The organism is Pantoea sp. Lu_F5_004 (genome assembly GCF_051136245.1).
Taxonomy (GTDB): Bacteria; Pseudomonadota; Gammaproteobacteria; order Enterobacterales; family Enterobacteriaceae; genus Pantoea; species Pantoea agglomerans.
Map to the genome: position 1 here is coordinate 395,832 of NZ_CP194946.1, position 13,229 is coordinate 409,060.

At 58.3% G+C, this 13,229-nt stretch carries 11 protein-coding genes; 5 read left to right on the plus strand and 6 right to left on the minus strand.

The window, feature by feature from the left end; genetic code table 11:
• Positions 1-19 precede the first annotated feature (19 nt).
• From mdcE to glpD, 6 genes are all read right to left on the minus strand, one after another.
• Entirely contained in the window at positions 20-820 is an 801-nt protein-coding gene (gene mdcE, locus ACR8BN_RS01820) for a biotin-independent malonate decarboxylase subunit gamma (RefSeq protein WP_434747289.1), read from the minus strand.
• On the minus strand, positions 820-1,653 hold the full coding sequence (locus ACR8BN_RS01825) for a biotin-independent malonate decarboxylase subunit beta (RefSeq protein WP_031592682.1): 834 nt from the start codon (positions 1,651-1,653) through the stop codon (positions 820-822). The genes mdcE and ACR8BN_RS01825 overlap by 1 nt, the downstream gene beginning before the upstream one ends.
• Positions 1,646-1,945 carry a malonate decarboxylase acyl carrier protein gene (mdcC, locus tag ACR8BN_RS01830; protein ID WP_031592681.1) on the minus strand — a complete coding sequence of 100 codons (300 nt, stop codon included), beginning with the start codon at positions 1,943-1,945 and terminating at the stop codon, positions 1,646-1,648. The genes ACR8BN_RS01825 and mdcC overlap by 8 nt, the downstream gene beginning before the upstream one ends.
• 8 nt (positions 1,946-1,953) lie before the next feature.
• Complete coding sequence (locus tag ACR8BN_RS01835; RefSeq protein WP_022624028.1) at positions 1,954-2,814, minus strand: triphosphoribosyl-dephospho-CoA synthase; 861 nt, start codon at positions 2,812-2,814, stop codon at positions 1,954-1,956.
• Positions 2,814-4,469, minus strand: a complete 1,656-nt coding sequence (gene mdcA, locus ACR8BN_RS01840; protein WP_031592679.1) for a malonate decarboxylase subunit alpha — start codon at positions 4,467-4,469, stop codon at positions 2,814-2,816. The genes ACR8BN_RS01835 and mdcA overlap by 1 nt, the downstream gene beginning before the upstream one ends.
• A gap of 377 nt (positions 4,470-4,846) precedes the next feature.
• A complete protein-coding gene (glpD, locus tag ACR8BN_RS01845; RefSeq protein WP_010671548.1) occupies positions 4,847-6,352 on the minus strand; it encodes a glycerol-3-phosphate dehydrogenase in 1,506 nt (501 codons plus the stop codon).
• A 227-nt stretch (positions 6,353-6,579) separates the two neighbouring features.
• Between glpD and glpE the strand changes: the two genes are divergently transcribed.
• The 5 genes from glpE to malQ all read left to right on the plus strand — a co-directional run bounded on the left by glpE (position 6,580) and on the right by malQ (position 13,199).
• On the plus strand, positions 6,580-6,906 hold the full coding sequence (glpE, locus tag ACR8BN_RS01850; RefSeq protein WP_010253207.1) for a thiosulfate sulfurtransferase GlpE: 327 nt from the start codon (positions 6,580-6,582) through the stop codon (positions 6,904-6,906).
• A gap of 29 nt (positions 6,907-6,935) precedes the next feature.
• Positions 6,936-7,757, plus strand: a complete 822-nt coding sequence (glpG, locus tag ACR8BN_RS01855; RefSeq protein WP_064704138.1) for a rhomboid family intramembrane serine protease GlpG — start codon at positions 6,936-6,938, stop codon at positions 7,755-7,757.
• Between the two features lie 31 nt (positions 7,758-7,788).
• The gene (locus ACR8BN_RS01860; RefSeq protein ID WP_010253201.1) at positions 7,789-8,547 is read left to right on the plus strand and encodes a DeoR/GlpR family transcriptional regulator; all 759 of its coding nucleotides are present in this window, start codon (positions 7,789-7,791) and stop codon (positions 8,545-8,547) included.
• 155 nt (positions 8,548-8,702) lie between these two features.
• Positions 8,703-11,108: a maltodextrin phosphorylase gene (malP, locus tag ACR8BN_RS01865; RefSeq protein ID WP_434747290.1), complete on the plus strand. Its 2,406-nt coding sequence runs from the start codon at positions 8,703-8,705 to the stop codon at positions 11,106-11,108.
• Between the two features lie 9 nt (positions 11,109-11,117).
• Entirely contained in the window at positions 11,118-13,199 is a 2,082-nt protein-coding gene (malQ, locus tag ACR8BN_RS01870) for a 4-alpha-glucanotransferase (protein ID WP_069025456.1), read from the plus strand.
• The last annotated feature ends 30 nt before the right edge of the window (positions 13,200-13,229 follow it).

Consider the following 13,229-nt stretch of genomic DNA (forward strand, 5'->3'; position numbering starts at 1 on the left):
GGTTTATTTTTTTATTTAATTACCAGGTTGCGCGCATCCGCTCGCGAACCAGGGAGGAGCTGTGGCGATTGGATGCGCCCAGCCGGTTTTTCAGGCTCGGATCTTGGCGCGCATCGCTAATGGCTTTCTGCAAGGCGATCTCGACCATCGCCACATCGGCGTCAGAAGGTGCATCAGGATTGGCCACGTTCAGCAGATCGGAGAGCAGACCCAGCGTATGGAAGTTGCTGACGTCATAGGCCATCGGCGGAATGGTCGCCGCCAGTTTCTCCAGCGCCTCCACCGAACGCAGCGTGATACGCGCGGCGGACTCTTTACCCATCGCGTGCACCAGCACACCCTGATCGTTGAGCGCAATCAGGCGGTTGGCCTGATAACCGTGCGCCAGGAAGGCACCAGACATCGCTTTGCCAACAATCAGTCCAATCACCGGATGACCCGCAAGGCGTGCTTTGGCATAAGCGCCCGCAGCCCCCGCCAGCGCCTGATGAATACCGAACGCCTCTTCGCGACGGCCATAGGCCTGACTCGGTACGTCGATCACCGCCACAATCGGGCGTTTCACGTCGCTGTTCTTGTCCTCTTCCAGCGTTTCATTCACCACTTTCGCCAGCGTCCAGCCTTCCAGCAGACCGACTTCGCCCTGCGCGGCACGTGGATAGTGGTTTTGTGCATCGGGCACCACGGCGATAAAGCGCACGCTTTCACCATTAAGTTCACCGTCCGCCACCTGGACAGAGGCGCACAGGCCGCTGAGGCGCTGCGCATCAGGTGCAAGTTTTTCCAGCCAGGTTGCACCGCGGCTGTTAGTCTGGGTCATTATTTATCCTCCCGGGCGAAAAGCTGTTTAATCTGCGCCGTGTCCGCCTGCTGACGGGTGTCGAACTGTGTCAGACGTGGCAGGAAATCGGCATATTTATCGCTGCGGTGCTGCGCCGGAACGCCTTTGGCGATGCAGTCATTCATCGCACTCTTAACCGCATTGACACCATCACCGACCAGCGCATCGACCAGGCCGCTGGCGTAGCGGATTTCACCGCCGGTCATGCTCCAGATAAACGGGCGATCGCGCGAGTCATACTCTTCAATGCCCGCTTCCTGCTCAATCACCTGCGGACCGTTCAGCCCCAGGCGCGCTTCACGCGTCACAATCAGGTAGCTGCACAGCGCAGCGGCGATGGACATCCCGCCAAAGCAGCCGACGGTACCAGCAATAATGCCGATAACCGGGGTATAGCGGCGCAGATCGACAATCGCGGCATGAATATCGGCAATCGCCGCCAGCCCCAGATTTGCTTCCTGTAAACGCACGCCGCCGGTTTCCAGGCAGAGCACCGCCTGAGTGGGTATTCCGTTGCGATTGTCTTCGGCTGCCAGTTCCAGCGCCGCCGCCATTTTGGCACCGGAGACTTCGCCCATGCTGCCACCCTGGAAGGTGCCTTCAATGGCGATAACGACCGCAGGCTGACCGTTCAGCGTGCCGCGTGCCACCACCATGCCGTCATCTGACTGCGGCACCACACCCTGCGGGGCCAGCCACGGCGACATGATGCCTTCAAAAGGATCCAGCAGTTCGCGATAGCTGCCATCGTCCAGCAGTGCACGGGCGCGCTCACGGGCGCGTAATTCAATAAAACTGGCATCGTTACGCATGGCTCACCTCCTCAAAAACCTGTTCAATACGGATACGCGCCACGCCGGGTGTCGCGCCGAAATCGTGAATAATCAGCTTTCCGGCAGGCAGACCGTTGGTTAAATTCAGGCGGTCAAACAGCGCCTTCCAGCGGGCGTCGCTGTTATCCAGTGAGGTGGTGATATCAATGCTAAGCGTTTGTCCTTCGGTTGCGGTGTACAGCACTTCCATATCACCGGAACCAACGACCCCTGCCAGAGCTTTACCGCTGAGTGCGCGGTTAGCAGGTAAAGATAATGTGATGTGTTCCATAATGGCCTCTAGAAATAAGAATGTTCAGGTGAACAGACCCGATCAATGAACAGCGTCGCGGCCAGCAAATCGGCGGCCCCGCCAGGCGAAGCGTTGAGCGACAGCATGCGCTGGTCGAGCTGCGCCAGCGCCTTCTGGCCGCCTGCTGTGCGACAGCCGCCAGACAGCAGCACGGCGCGTGCTCCCTGCTGCATCGCTTTCAGTCCGGTCATACCGGCCCGTGACAGCACGCAGGTATCGCTGAGCGAGGTCATGATCGCCATCAGCGCATCAAGGCGGGCTTCGCTTTCACTGGCACCCGTTGCACGACTTGTCAGCAGCTGTGGCAGCGCCAGCTTCATCACGTGAGGAAAAGCCTGTTGCGCCTCTTCGCGTGCGCCGGGCACCTGATAGCGGTGCGTCGCTTTTAACCCTTTGCTGAACAGTTTTGGCGCGGCGCGGTCCGGCAGGCTGGCCAGCGCGGCTGCGGTGCGGGTCAGCTGGTCGGCACTGGCCGCGCCACCGTGCATGGCTGCAGCACTGACCAGCAGTCCCAGCGCCCAGATCGCACCCCGATGGGTGTTGACGCCGCCGGTTGCCGCCATCATCTGCTGTTCACCGTCACGGCCCAGCCGACCCACCGTTTCGCGCAGGGCAATATCAGCAGGGCGCAGCCAGCTGTGACGGGCCAGCGCCAGAAAGGTCGGCACAAGGCTGTGAGCGGAACGCTCCATCAGCGCCAGTGTCAGGTCCTGATGCGCGCCGTTCCCCCGACTGTCTACCAGACCCGGCTTGGGGCTTAGCCGCGCTTCATCGGTCAGACAATCGCGCGCAATCGTCGCCAGCTGACTGGCCTGCGCCTCGGTTTGAGTCTGCGACAGAAGTTTCATTACCAGCTCCGGAATTTTGCCGGTGGGTTATAAAGACCACCCGACCATTCCACCAGGTCAGAGACGCTGCTGGCGGCGAGCAGTGAGCGGGTCGCATCTGAACGACGAATGCCCATATCTTCCGGATAGACCACTTTGCCGCTTTTACGCAGGGCCGCCACGCGCGCCGCATCGACGCCAAGGCCGATATCGGTGATGCCGGCTACCGCAGCGACCATTGCACGGCGCTCTTCAAGGCTTTCCGCGCGATAGAGATAGGCAATCCCCTCTTCGGTCAGCACGTGGGTGACGTCATCGCCATAGATCATCACGGGTGCCAGCGGCATACCGGTCGATTTCGCCACTTCAACGGCATCTAGCGTTTCAACAAAGGTCGGTTTGGCACCGGCCTGGAAGGTTTCCACCATCTGAACCACCAGCTTTTTACCGCGCTGCATCGGATCCGGTTCGGTGATCATATTGAGCCATGCAGGCGTGGCATGACGTCGGCCGTGCGGATCGTGGCCCATGTTAGGCGCACCGCCGAAACCGGAAAGGCGACCACGGGTCACGGTTGAGGAGTTTGCCAGGCCATCAACCTGCAGGGTGGCACCGATAAACATATCCACCGCATACTGACCTGCCAGCTGACAGAAGGCGCGGTTAGAGCGCATAGAGCCGTCGCTGCCGGTGAAGAAGATATCGGGACGGGCGCGAATGTACTCTTCCATGCCCAGTTCGCCACCGAAGCAGTGCACGCTCTCAACCCAGCCGCTCTCAATCGCCGGGATCAGCGTCGGATGCGGGTTAAGGGTCCAGTGCTTACAGATTTTGCCTTTCAGGCCGAGTTGTTCGCCGTAGGTAGGCAGCAGCAGTTCGATCGCGGCGGTGTTAAAACCGATACCGTGGTTAAGTGACTGCACCTGATGTTCGGCGTAAATGCCTTTAATCGCCATCATCGCCATCAGGATATGTTCCTGTTTAATCAGGCGCGGATCGCGGGTAAACAGCGGTTCGATAAAGAAAGGTTTATCGGCTACGACGATGTAATCGATCCAGGAGCCGGGAATATCGACGCGGGGCAGGTCGGTCTCGTCATCGACCAGCTCATTCACCTGGGCAATCACGATACCGTCACGGAACGCGGCGGCTTCCACCAGGGCAGGCGTATCTTCTGTACTCGGGCCGGTGTAAAGGTTGCCTTTGCGGTCAGCTTTATAGCCGGCAATCAGCGCGACGTTTGGACTCAGATCGACATAGAGGCGGGAATAGAGTTCGATATAGGTGTGGATTGCGCCTATTTCCAGCTGCCCGTCTTCTAATAGCTGAGAAATACGCAGACTTTGCGGACCGGAAAAAGAGAAGTCGAGTTTACGGGCAATGCCTTTTTCGAAAATATCCAGATGCTCACTGCGGCCGACGCTCGGCATAATCATATGCAGGTCGTGTACTTTCGCCGGATTAACCTCAGCCAGGGTGCGCGATAAAAAATCGGCCTGCTTCTGATTATTCCCTTCCAGTACCACCCGGTCACCCGGTGCAATCAGTTTTTCAAATGCTTCTACAGCTCTTTCAGTAGGAATGACTTTGCCATCAACAGGGAAGGATGCCAGACGACGCGCTTTTTCACTGCGGCGCGTGTTCCATTCCCGGGCAGGCGTTTGGCCTGTGTTCATTTCAACCTCCTGATTAAAATAACGGTTGTTTCGTTTTTACTGAGGAAAGTTTGTGCTTTCTGATGACGTCGTTCAATTAAGCAAAAAGCCTGAACGTTATATTTACAGTAACAATAGGATGTGAACGTTTTGATATGCGAAGCAGAAAGAGTTGAGTTTAGGCGCTGACCAAAAATGTGATCGCATAAACGGATTTCTGTATAAAGAATGGTGTGAGCCCGGCATTTTTAATAAAAAGTAGGTTGAGCAAAAATAAACTCTGCTACACGCTGAAAAGAGCAACCTGTCGGATCAGCACCCGGATACACCGACCCGCTATCGCAGAGATAAAAAAAGCAGGCCGAAGCCTGCTTTCTGATGCTTTACTTAGGGACAGTTTATGAAGCCAGTGACAGTGCGGGTTTGGCTTTCGCTGCCAGCCATTCGGTAACTCGCGCCTGCTGCTCTTTGGTCAGCCACATGCCCTGTTTGGTACGACGCCAGATAGCATCATCCAGCTCACGAACCCACTCATGCTGCACCAGGTAGCGTAACTCTGCTTCGTAAAACTCGTGACCGAAGTTCTCACCCAGATCGTCCAGGCTTTTCGCGCCAGCCAGCAGGGTTTCAGTACTGCTGCCGTAGGTGCGCGAGAAGTGGCGCGCCATATTTTCACTGATGAACGGATAGCGACGACGCAGGCTGGCCGCGTAATCTTCACGGGTGCCGGAGATATTTCCGCCTGGCAACACGCAGTTCTTCGTCCATGCCGGCCCCGCGTTCGGGTAGTACTTCGCCAGTTTCTCCAGCGCATGTTCTGCCAGCTTACGGTAGGTGGTCAGCTTGCCGCCAAACACCGACAGCAGCGGAGCCTGACCATTATCGTCGCGCACATCCAGGGTGTAATCACGCGTGATCGCCTGCGGCGAATCGGATTCGTCATCACACAGCGGACGGACACCGGAATAGGACCAGACGATATCGTCAGCGGTCAGCTGCTTTTTAAAGTGTCCGTTGAACACTTTCAGCAGATAGTCGGTCTCGCTGTCATCAATATTGACGTTTTTCGGATCGCCTTTGTACTCCACGTCGGTGGTACCGATGATGGAGAACTCATCCATCCACGGGATGACAAACACGATGCGGTTATCTTCGTTCTGCAGGATGTAAGCCTGCTTTTCGGTATGAACGCGTGGCACCACGATGTGACTGCCCTTGATCAGGCGAATACCGTAAGGCGATTTCAGCTTCAGGCTGTCGTCGAATAGCTGTTTGACCCACGGGCCGGCAGCATTGACCAGGCCTTTCGCCTGCCAGGTAAAGGTTTTACCGCTGTCGACATCTTCCGCTTCGACCTTCCACAGGCCGCCTTCACGCCAGGCGCGGGTCACGCGGGTGCGGGTACGTACTTCGCCACCACGCTTCACGACTTCCTGTGCGTTCAGTACCACCATGCGTGCATCATCGACCCAGCAGTCAGAATATTCGAATCCGCGCGTAATTTCCGGCTTCAGGGCCGAATCCGCGCCAAATCGCAAACTTTTGCTGCCTGGCAGACTGGTACGCTTGCCAAGATGGTCATACATAAACAGGCCGGTGCGGATCATCCACGCCGGACGCAGATGCGGACGGTGCGGCAGACGGAAGCGCATCGGGAACGCCAGATGCGGAGCCATTTTCAGCAGCACTTCACGCTCGGCCAGTGCTTCACTGACCAGACGGAATTCGTAATGTTCAAGGTAGCGCAAGCCGCCGTGAATCAGTTTTGAACTGGCAGAGGAGGTCGCGCAAGCCAGATCCCGCGCCTCCAGCATTAACACCGACAGTCCGCGTCCTGCAGCGTCTGCTGCAATGCCGGCACCGTTGATGCCGCCGCCGATCACGATCAGGTCTTTGGTTTCCACGTCATCTCCTCCGATGTTCGGAATAGTTCACTAATGTTCGTTTTCGAGCATAATCATAATCGCAAACCAACATTGACGCCAGCTTTTAACCAGGTAAAAACATTTTTGCGTGATATAGCTAACATTCTGCCCACCAAAAAATCCGGTAGCCGTAACGATTGTCAGGTTATCGGCGTGGATTCTCGGGTTACACTACGCGCTATTGTGACGCTGTTATGAGAGATCCCATGGAAACGTTCGAATGTATTGATGTGCAGCAGGCGCAGGCGCGTCTGGCGCAGGGTGCGCTGCTGGTAGATATCCGCGATCCGCAAAGTTATGCCCTGGGTCATGCGGCGGGCGCGTTGCATCTGACCAACAGCAACCTCAGCGATTTTGTCAGTGGTGCCGATCACAGCCTGCCGGTGCTGGTGATGTGCTATCACGGCAACAGCAGCAAAAGCGCGGCACAATATCTGCTGGGACAGGGCTTCAGCGCGGCGTACAGCATTGATGGCGGCTTTGATGCCTGGCGTGCTGCCTTTCCTCAGCAGGTTGCCCTCGGCAGTGAATAGATTGCCGCTCGTCACATGGAGAGTTACTGATGCGCATTACCCAATTTAATCAGCCCCGCATGGCGCAGGCCTTTGTTGACTACATGGCGACGCGGGGCATCACGCTGCGTATTGAGCATGAAAATCACTACGTCATCATGCTGGATGATGAGAGCAAGATTTCAGTGGTCGAAAACGAACTTCAGCAGTTTTTGCACGACCCTAACCATCCGCGTTATCAGGCCGCCAGCTGGCACAGCGGAAAAACCGACAGTGGCCTGCGCTATGAGCGCAGCAATATCTGGGCGAATATCCGTGAGCGTGCCGGTCCGCTGACCATGACGCTGATGGTGCTCTGCATCGCGATATTTATTCTGATGCAGGTCATGGGCGATCGCACCGTGATGGCGTGGCTCTCCTGGCCGGATGCCGATCAGCATCTTCAGGTCTGGCGCTGGTTCAGCCATGCGCTGCTGCACTTTTCACTGCTGCACATTCTGTTTAATCTGATGTGGTGGTGGTATCTGGGCGGCGCGGTTGAGAAGCGACTTGGCAGCGGCAAACTCTTTGTCATCCTGCTGATTTCGGCTCTGCTCAGCGGCTGGCTGCAGGCGAAGTTCAGCGGCATCTGGTTTGGCGGCCTGTCAGGCGTGGTCTATGCCCTGATGGGTTACTGCTGGCTGCGCGGGGAGCGCGATCCCGACAGCGGCGTCTATCTTGAACGGGGATTGATCGGTTTTGCGCTGGTCTGGCTGGTGATTGGCTGGTTTGGCGTCTTTGGTCTGGCTATTGCCAACGCGGCGCACGTCGCCGGTCTGGTGGTCGGACTGGCGATGGCGCTGGTGGATACGCGTAAAGTCACGCGTCGTTAGACAGGATTATGCGGGTTAACAGGAGAGGAACGTGAAGCAGACGCAACGTCATGACGCGATTATCGATTTAGTCCGTCGTCAGGGATATGTCAGTACTGAGGAGCTGGTGGATCATTTTGAGGTCAGCCCGCAAACCATTCGTCGCGATCTCAACGATCTGGCCGATCAGAACAAAATTCAGCGTCACCACGGCGGCGCGGCGCTTCCCTCCAGCTCTGAGAATACCGCCTGGCACGACCGTAAAATGATGTGGTCAGCGGAAAAAGCGCGGATTGCCCAGCGCGTGGCCAGCCAGATCCCGGATGGTGCCACGCTGTTTATCGATATCGGCACCACGCCGGAGGCGGTGGCGCATGCGCTGCTCAACCACAGCGATTTGCGCGTGGTCACCAATAACCTTAACGTCGCCATGCTGCTGATGGATAAACCCGATTTCCGGGTCATTATCGCGGGTGGTGAAGTGCGGACCCGCGATGGCGCGGTAATGGGTGAAGCGACGCTCGACTTTATTTCTCAGTTCCGGCTCGACTACGGCATTCTGGGGATCAGCGGCATCGATATGGATGGTTCGCTGCTGGAGTTTGACTATCACGAAGTCCGCACCAAGCGCGCCATCATTGAAAATTCACGCTGCGTGATGCTGGTGGTGGATCACTCGAAGTTTGGCCGTAACGCCATGGTCAACCTCGGCAACATGAGTCTGCTTGACTACCTCTACACCGACAAAACGCCGCCTGCCAGCGTAATGAAGGTGATTGAGCAGCATGAGGTTCACCTCGAACTCTGCTGATTCCTGCCACGCCAGCCCCCCGGCTGGCGTTTTTCTTTGATTGCTGTCGCTTTTTTCCTCACTCCCGTCTTTACTTAACGGTTGCTGGCACCCGTTTGCCAGCCCGTGCGCTTTCTATTTTTGCTTCACCTCATTGCGTAACAGAAGGGAGTGATATGCCGCAGCAAAAATTTAATAAAGCCCGTTTTAATGCCACCTTTACCCGCCAGTGGCAACAGTTAAGTCTCCGTTCCGCCCAGCAGATGACCCCGCACCAGGCGTGGCAGGCGGTCAGCGCGGCGCTGGCGGAGCTACTGGACGCACAACCGGCACCGCGTCCGGCTGTGCAGCAGCGCCACGTTAATTACCTCTCGATGGAGTTTCTGATTGGCCGTCTGACCGGCAACAACCTGCTCAATCTCGGCTGGTATAACGACGTCAAAGCGGCGCTGGCTGAGCACGAGTTCGATTTAACGGAACTGCTGGAGCAGGAGGTCGATCCGGCGCTGGGCAACGGCGGGCTGGGGCGACTGGCCGCCTGCTACATGGATTCGATGGCAACGGTGGGGCAGTCCGCCACCGGCCACGGACTGAACTACCAGTACGGCCTGTTCCGCCAGTCTTTCGATGATGGTCAGCAGATTGAAGCGCCCGATGACTGGCAGCGTGAGCGCTATCCCTGGTTCCGCCACAACGCGGCGCTGGATGTGGAAGTCGCGATGGGTGGCCGGGTAGAAAAGCAGGAAAACGGCGGCGTACGCTGGCTGCCCGATCTTACGCTGCGCGGTGAGGCCTGGGATTTGCCGGTGACCGGCTACCGCAACGGCGTGACGCTGCCGCTGCGTCTGTGGCAGGCAGTGAGTGCACATCCGTTTGATCTCACGGCGTTTAACGACGGCAATTTTCTGCAGGCGGAGCAGCCGGGCATCGAGGCGGCAAAACTGACCAAAGTGCTCTATCCCAATGATAACCATCAGGCCGGCAAGCGGCTGCGCCTGATGCAGCAATATTTCCAGTGCGCCTGTGCGGTGGCGGATATCCTGCGTCGTCACCATCTGGCGGGACGCAGCATTCACAGCCTGCCTGACTTCGAAGTGATTCAGCTCAACGATACACATCCCACCATCGCCATCCCGGAGATGCTGCGCGTGCTGCTGGATGAGCATCAGCTGAGCTGGGATGAGGCGTGGCAGATCACCAGCCGGTTGTTTGCTTACACCAATCACACGCTGATGCCGGAGGCGCTGGAGCGCTGGGATGAGAAGCTGATGCGCAGTCTGCTGCCGCGCCATATGCTGATCATCAAAGAGATTAACCAGCGGCTGAAAAAGCAGGTGAAGCAGCGCTGGCCGGATGACAAAGCGATGTGGCACAAGCTGGCGGTGGTCGCTGAAGGTCAGGTGCGGATGGCGAATCTCTGCGTCGTCAGCGGGTTTGCGGTCAACGGTGTGGCGGCGCTGCACTCAAGCCTGGTGGTCAGCGATCTTTTCCCGGAATATCACCAGCTCTGGCCGCAGAAGTTCCACAACGTCACCAACGGCATCACGCCGCGTCGCTGGCTGAAGCAGTGTAATCCGGCGCTGGCCGGGCTGATTGATGAGACGCTGAAAACCGAGTGGGCCAATAACCTTGAGGCGTTAAGCGGTCTGGAGGCGTATGCCGACGATCAGGCGTTTCGTCAGCGCTATCGCAGCATCAAACAGCAGAACAAAGCGCAGCTTACGGAGTATATCGCCCGCCACACGGGGATTAACGTGAACCCGGCCGCGCTGTTCGATGTGCAGATCAAACGGCTGCATGAGTACAAGCGCCAGCACCTCAGCCTGCTGCATATCCTCTACTGCTATCAGAAGCTCTGTCATAACCCGGAGGATGTCACCTTTACGCCACGCGTGTTCCTGTTCGGGGCCAAAGCCGCGCCGGGTTATTACCTCGCCAAAAATATCATCTACGCCATTAACAAGGTGGCGGAGGTGGTGAACAACGATCCACGGGTCGGCGACCGACTTAAAGTGGTGTTCATCCCCGACTACCGCATCACCGTGGCCGAACTGATGATCCCGGCGGCCGATCTCTCAGAGCAGATCTCCACCGCCGGATATGAAGCCTCCGGCACCGGCAACATGAAGCTGGCGCTGAACGGTGCGCTGACGATTGGCACGCTGGATGGCGCCAATGTCGAGATTGCCGAACAGGTGGGTGAGGAGAATATCTTTATCTTTGGTCACACCGTGGATGAGGTCAAAGCGCTCAAGGCGAAAGGCTATAACCCGAAAAAGGTGCGTAAGCAGAACAAGCCGCTGGACGATTTACTGAAATCGCTGGAGAAGGGCAAATTCAGCAACGGGGATAAACATGCGTTTGACCTGATGCTGGAGAGCCTGACGAAACATGGCGATCCCTGGCTGGTGCTGGCCGATTTCCAGGCCTATATCGAGGCGCAGCAACGGGTGGAAGCCCTGTGGCACGACCCGGAAGGCTGGACCCGCGCCGCCATCCTCAATACGGCACGAACCGGCATGTTCAGTTCGGACCGGTCAATTCGTGACTATCAGCAACGTATCTGGCAGGCACCGCGCTAAGGAGCAGCAATGAAGCAACATTCACTCGGTCAGGCCGCTCGTGCCGCGGGAATTTCACTGGACTACATCAACGTCAATGGCGAGAAAGAGGCGATCAGCGATGAGACCCTGCAGGCGCTGCTGGCGGTGATGGACGATCCGCAGGACGCAAAAAAATCGCCGCTGCCGCCGGTCGCGGTATTCAGCGGCAGTGGCAAGCGACAGCTGACGCCACAGGGCAGCGGCGTTTACCGCTGGCAGTTGCAGACTGAAAACGGCAAACAGCACAGCGGCGAGTTAACCGCCGGTGAGCCTTTTACGCTGCCTGGCCCGCTGGCGCAGGGGTACCACCAGCTCACACTCAGTAAGGGCAAAAAAAGCTGGCAGACGCGGATTATCGTCGCGCCGCGCCGCTGCTATCTGCCTCCGGCGCTGGAGGCGGGGGAAAAACGCTGGGGTGCGCTGGTGCAGCTCTACACCGTGCGCTCTGAACAGAACTGGGGCATTGGCGACTTCGGCGATCTCGATCAGCTGCTGGTGCAGCTGGCTGAGCGCGGTGGCGATTTCGTCGGGCTGAATCCGCTGCATGCGCTCTATCCCGCCAGCGCCGGTTTCGCCAGTCCGTACAGCCCGTCGTCGCGCCGCTGGCTGAACGTAATCTATATCGACGTCAGTCAGGTCGCCGATTTTCAGCAAAGCGCGGCGGCACAGAAGTGGTGGAAAAGCGCCAGAACCCGGAAGGCGCTGACCAAAGCGCGTGAAGCGGAGCTGGTTGACTACGAGGCCGTAATGGCGCTTAAGCTCGCTGCGCTGCGGCACGCCTGGGCACACTTTCAGGCGCGAGACAGCCAGAGCGAAGAGCATCAATCCTGGGCGGCCTTTGTGCGTGAAGGCGGTGACAGCCTGCGTTATCAGGCCGCCTACGACGGCATACAGCTGGAGCGGCAGGCAGACAAGGCGCAGCAGGGCGGCTGGCCTGCGTGGCCGGAAGCGTGGCGCAACAGCCAGTTGCCGGAGGTGCAGCAGTGGTGTGCACAGCATGAAGAGGAGATCGCTTTCTGGCAGTGGCTGCAATGGCTGGCGCAGCAGCAGTTCTCTGGCTGCTGGACGCACAGTCAGGCGCTAGGCATGAGCGTCGGACTCTATCGTGACCTTGCGGTGGGCGTGGCGGAAGGCAGCGCGGAAACCTGGCACGACCCGGAGCTTTACCGCCTCAAGGCCTCGGTAGGTGCGCCGCCCGACCGTCTCGGTCCGCTGGGACAAAACTGGGGCTTACCGCCGATGGATCCGCACGTAATGAAGGCGCGCGGCTACCAGCCATTTATTGACATGCTGCGCGCCAACATGCGCGACTGCGGCGCGTTGCGCATCGACCATGTTATGTCACTGCTGCGTCTGTGGTGGGTGCCTGCCGGGGAGACGGCGGATAAAGGCGCCTATGTGGCCTATCCGGTCAACGATCTGCTGGGCATCCTGGCGCTGGAGAGCCACCGGCTGCGCTGCATGGTGATTGGCGAAGACCTGGGCACCGTACCCCAGGAGATTGTCAGCCTGCTGCGTAAAAGTGGCGTCTTTTCATGGAAGGTGCTCTGGTTTGAGCAGGAGAAGGATGAGCGCTATCGCGCGCCGCAGGACTATCCGCGCCAGTCGATCGCCAGCGCCAGTACGCACGATCTGCCTACGCTGACCGGCTTCTGGGAGCAGGGCGACCTGGCGCTGGGGGAGAAGATTGGCCTCTATCCGGGCGATGCGGTGAAAGCGTTACATCAGCAGCGCGCCGCGCAGAAGCAGGCGCTGCTGGATGCGCTGCATCAGGCGGGTGCCTTACCGGCACGCAGCCAGAAGAAGGCAGAGAAGCTCACCATGACGCCTGCGCTGAATCGGGCAATACATCGCTTCCTGGCGGATACCGACAGTGCGCTGCTTGGCCTGCAGCCTGAGGACTGGCTCGGTATGACCACGCCGGTCAACGTCCCGGGCACGGTGGATCAGTACCCTAACTGGCGACGCAAGCTGAGCAAAACGCTGGAGGAGATCTTTGCGGACAAGGAAGTGAATGCACTGCTGAAGGTGGTCAGCCAGCAGCGTCAGTCAGGACAGAAAGGGCAATAACAGAAGCGCGGCAGCCAGGCTGCCGCGCTT

Coding starts and splice junctions, on each gene's coding strand:
- mdcE (WP_434747289.1), bottom strand. CDS start 820: ATGACCCAGACTAACAGCCGCGGTGCAACCTGGCTGGAAAAACTTGCA.
- ACR8BN_RS01825 (WP_031592682.1), bottom strand. CDS start 1,653: ATGCGTAACGATGCCAGTTTTATTGAATTACGCGCCCGTGAGCGCGCC.
- mdcC (WP_031592681.1), bottom strand. CDS start 1,945: ATGGAACACATCACATTATCTTTACCTGCTAACCGCGCACTCAGCGGT.
- ACR8BN_RS01835 (WP_022624028.1), bottom strand. CDS start 2,814: ATGAAACTTCTGTCGCAGACTCAAACCGAGGCGCAGGCCAGTCAGCTG.
- mdcA (WP_031592679.1), bottom strand. CDS start 4,469: ATGAACACAGGCCAAACGCCTGCCCGGGAATGGAACACGCGCCGCAGT.
- glpE (WP_010253207.1), top strand. CDS start 6,580: ATGGAAACGTTCGAATGTATTGATGTGCAGCAGGCGCAGGCGCGTCTG.
- glpG (WP_064704138.1), top strand. CDS start 6,936: ATGCGCATTACCCAATTTAATCAGCCCCGCATGGCGCAGGCCTTTGTT.
- malP (WP_434747290.1), top strand. CDS start 8,703: ATGCCGCAGCAAAAATTTAATAAAGCCCGTTTTAATGCCACCTTTACC.
- malQ (WP_069025456.1), top strand. CDS start 11,118: ATGAAGCAACATTCACTCGGTCAGGCCGCTCGTGCCGCGGGAATTTCA.